Origin of the sequence: Micromonospora sp. NPDC048843 (genome assembly GCF_040649965.1) — a bacterium.
GTDB classification, from domain to species: domain Bacteria; phylum Actinomycetota; class Actinomycetes; order Mycobacteriales; family Micromonosporaceae; genus Micromonospora; species Micromonospora hortensis.
The window spans coordinates 1-4,230 of record NZ_JBEZGJ010000315.1 but is presented as its reverse complement, the minus strand read 5'-3'; the positions used below and the strand labels follow the sequence as shown (position 1 = coordinate 4,230).

At 65.3% G+C, this 4,230-nt stretch carries 2 protein-coding genes; both read left to right on the top strand.

Annotation, left to right across the window (positions count from 1 at the left end):
* Positions 1–90: 90 nt before the first annotated feature.
* A complete protein-coding gene (locus AB0C20_RS35370; RefSeq protein WP_357569644.1) occupies positions 91–942 on the top strand; it encodes a hypothetical protein in 852 nt (283 codons plus the stop codon).
* Positions 926–4,072 carry a DUF3962 domain-containing protein gene (locus AB0C20_RS35365; RefSeq protein ID WP_357569643.1) on the top strand — a complete coding sequence of 1,049 codons (3,147 nt, stop codon included), beginning with the start codon at positions 926–928 and terminating at the stop codon, positions 4,070–4,072. Before AB0C20_RS35370 ends, AB0C20_RS35365 begins: the two co-directional genes overlap by 17 nt.
* The last annotated feature ends 158 nt before the right edge of the window (positions 4,073–4,230 follow it).

Here is a 4,230-nt window from a genome sequence, read left to right as displayed (position 1 = left end):
CTTAGAGTGACCACCCTCTATACCGGAGCTCCGCTGCTTTACGCCTCAGACACGCCTTGACGATCCGCCCAACCGCTTAACTGAACGGCGTTGGAACTAGAAGACTCGGGCACAGCCGACGCAGGCACCGGCGTCGGTGCCGCCCGCGCCACGGTGCTGCGCCGCGGAGACCTCGCGAGCTTCGCCGATGACCATGAAGCTGAGCTGCTCGTTGCTCCGCTACTGGCCGTCGAGCGGGGCCACAACATCCTCAACAGCGGGCACCAGGCCGCCTTCGGCACAGTGTTCTTCCTTGCCCGGCCCCATCCACGTCCAGACGATCTGACACTGGCGATCTTTGCCATCAATGACTGGGTCGCACGCTTCGTCCGCGATGAACCCGGACACGAGACCGGCACCTTCAGCAAACTCGTCACCGACGCCGGCCGCCTCGACGCAGCCGGATTGGCCTTCCGCCACCTGGCCCGCAGGGAATGGCGCCGACTACTGAGACGCCGCTACGCCTACTCGCGTCTAAGCCCCAGCGAACGTGAGTCGTTCGCCTGGGACCAGCTGGTCGCCATCTGGCAGGTCATCGGCCGCCTGGTACGCGGCGGCGTCCCAGCAAGAGTCGTGTTCGTCGACGCGGCGTTTGCCCCCGCGCTTGCCGACGCAGGCGTACGCAGCGTGACGGCCGAAACCGAACCACAACGGCCTTCCGCCCGGCGCCGACAACGGACCGACCCCGGACTGCTGATCAAGCTTCAAGAAGTACTCGCTCCGTTTTTCGACGACAGCAGGGAGCCCGAAAGCTTCCACAACCCGGCCGACCCCGCCCTGGTGCGCAATCTCTACGAACCCCTGTACGACGCACTGAGCCGGTTGCGGGCAGCAGAGGACAAGGCATTGACCGAAAAGCCGAACGCTCAGGATTGCGGAGGTCTGCATGGCACCGAGGTATGACAACATCAGCCGAGCCGCCTACGTCTTCGACGAGGACGCCGCCCCCTGGGTCGGGCAGTACCGCGCGCTCGACTTCCCGGAAAGCTGGCACAGCAGCGTCCTCAAGCTGTGCAACTTGGGCCGGGACCCTGAGGATGAACCCTTCCGCACCGCGCCGACCGCCCGTTTCGACGGCGTCCTTCAGGCACTCGCACCAGATCTCGTTGTGCGCGGCCGGGTTCGTGACCGGCTACGGGTGCCGGTGGAGGACTACTGGCTGTATGTCCCGTCCGACGCGCCAAGCCCCCTGCCCGGCGACACCTTCGACCGGCTCTCCGGGGCCTGGCTGCGCGACCTGCGACCCGAGCCCGAGCACTACTCCACTGTGCTGGAGTGCCTGCGCGAACTCCGGGCAACTCCACCGACGTGGCACGAAACTCCCGTGGACCTGCTTGGCTGCGCCACTACGACGGGCGGCACGGCCTCGCCTGCAGCGCGCCAGTACCAGTTGGCCACCGATGCCGTCGCCCGGCGCATCACCCGGCTCCTGCCCTACGAGTTCGACGGCGGTCAGCTGAAGTTTCGTGCCGTTCCCAGAGGACCGCGCCAGCAAGGTGCTGAGCTCATGTCCCAGCCGCTGCACCACGAAGTCAAAGGGCGCACCTGGTGGTTCTCGATCGTCATCGCGGTCACGCTGCACACGGTGCCGTTCGAACCGAGGCCGCGTATCCATCTTCACGTCAGCGTGCGACGCTGGATAACCCACGTCGACAAGTCCACGGGAGCAGTCCGGCTGCCGTACCGAACCGCTACGTCTGTCTACCTCGCCCCGAGCATCCCGTGGCTTCCCGGCGCGCCGGCTACAGACCGGTACGCGGTGGCGATGCTGGCACGTGACCGGGCCAGTGGCCAGTTCGCCTGGGGAAAGAACGGACCGGCCCGCATGCTCGGCCGCCTCGAACTCAGCCGTCCGTTCCCTGACCCGCAGGATCTGCTGACACGGCCGCTTCGATGGATCGAGGACCATCCAGGGCCGGGTGTCCGCGCGGCCATCGTCCACAGCACCCGGATGGGCTCCCATGGCATCGGCGCAGGCTTGATGTCGCATCAGCGGTCGCAGCTTATCGAATGGGCCGAGCAAGCCATGCCTGAAGGGCTAAGCCGAGTCCGTAGCCTGCGCCGCTCCACCGCAGGAGTCAACACACCTCGCAATGTCCGGCCCGCGCCCACCGGAGTAGCGGCCAAGGAAGCAGAGCAGCAGCGGGCGGCCGACGCCCGCCGTGCGGCGCTTGCTCTCGCTGTACGAATCAACCAAGCCGTCGAGCCGGCGCAGGGCCCAGAAGACGACGTCCAGGCCGCCCCACTCCTCGAGGCACGGCTGCTGTGGCAGACACCGTCACTGCGTGACGCGGCGATTCGGACTCTAGCTGAAACATTGGGACTTCAAGGCGACGGCTGCCGGGCCGAGGATCGTACCGATGACGCCTACTACAACTCCACCCCTGGCAGCCCGGTGATCCACACGTGGCACACGCCAGAGCTGACAGTCCGGCTGCGATGCCTACGGTTGACCGGCGGACTGGCCGACACCCTTGGCATGAACCCGGCGACGCGGCCGAAGACGAAAGCCCTTACGGACGCCATCGCGGCTCGACGGTCAGTCACCGCCGCATTCCTTACATCAGACTTCGCAGACCCGCAGAAACCAGAACTTGCGCTCATCGAGATCGACCGTCGCAGGGACTACGCGCACGAGTGGGACGACCCGAAGTACGCTCTGCGCCTCGGTGCCGCAGACGCCGGAATACTCACCCAGTTCGTGATGGTGCCCAAGAAGGTCAAGGGTTACAACTCAGAGAAGAACATGGACCACCGCCTGCGATCGGGCTGGCAGGACGGGCTCCGTCAACTCGGCGTGCGGGTACTACCCGAACACACACTGGGCGGCAAACTTCCCGCCGGACTACGGTACGCATCCCTGTGGATGGTCAAGCGCCGCAACGACGGCCCTACCAAACTCCCACGGCACCGACCTGTCGCGGTGATGGTAAGTCCTGTCCAGGAGGGCACAGGACTCGCCCTCGTCACCGGCTGGGATGAGAAGGAGGGCGCCTGGGTTCCCTACCCCAAGTTCCTACTCCTGCAGGTCAAGCAAGCCGAGATCCCTGAGATCGACTCCGACGACCAGGAGCAGCCGACCACACAACCATCAATGCCAGAACAGCGTAGCTCCGCACCTGCGGCGAGCGGACGCAAACGTGTCACCTACCGCGTCTGGAAGCAGACCATGGACGAACAGCGCCAAGACACGGCCCGCTACCTGCAGAAGATGATCCGATCCCTGCGAGGCCACCCCACGCTCCTGTTCGCACACGCACAGAACAGCAGAATGCACTGGCCCTGGCTCCAGGACGGCCAGGCCGAACCTGACTCAATCAAGACGGGGCACGCTCCGGCCGCAGGACTGGACCCGGACTTGAGACTCGTCCGCATACGAGACGCCGACGGCCGAGAGACGCCTCAGTGGTGGGGCAACGCCGCGCCAGGAGGGATCAACGGCCTGCCACCCGGTCTCTGGGCCGACGGCCAGGACACCGCAACCCAGGAAAGAACCTTCTACAGCACGACCTCAAAAGCCAGCACATTCCGCGATTCGGCGGTGGAGGCGAACCGCATCGCGCCGCGCCCCATCCGTCAAGGCGTCAACCGCGGGGAACCGACCATCGACGCAGCCATCCCCGCATGGAATCCGGCCCTGGTCGAAATCGTGGTCATGGGATGCCAGGCCGATGATTCGCCGGAGGCGCTTGCATTGGCTTCCCACCAGCTACGCCAGGCTCCCGACTATCTCGATGCCCTGTCAACGCCGCTTCCCATGCACCTTGCCATGCTGGCTCAGCACTACGTCCTGCCGACCATCGGGGAAGCCGGGGCTGGGGGCGCTGACACCGGAAGCGATGAACCGGGAATCGAAAGCGAGGAGTCGATCATCGGCCTTGGAATCTCCGCCGGTCATTCAATAGATGCTGACCTTACATGGGATCCGGAGCTGTCCGACGCGCCTGGGCTAATGCAACCGCCTGACGAAAGCGGGGAGATTTACCTGCAAGAACCGCTATTCGCTCTCGCCGCGACCGCCGAAAGCGCGTGAAACGTGACCGTAAAGCGGGGCGCTTGCTCAGAATCCTATCTGCGGTTGTTCGCCTCGGACATGGAACAGTTGGTGCCGTCGGGGGAGAGGTGCTTCGGGAATCTGCCGTTCCTGTTCAGCGTCAGGGACGTGCGACGGCAGGATGGACAGATCTGACG

What these genes read in the sequence shown, in the direction of transcription:
- AB0C20_RS35365 (WP_357569643.1), top strand. Translation starts at nt 926, where the DNA reads ATGGCACCGAGGTATGACAACATCAGCCGAGCCGCCTACGTCTTCGAC.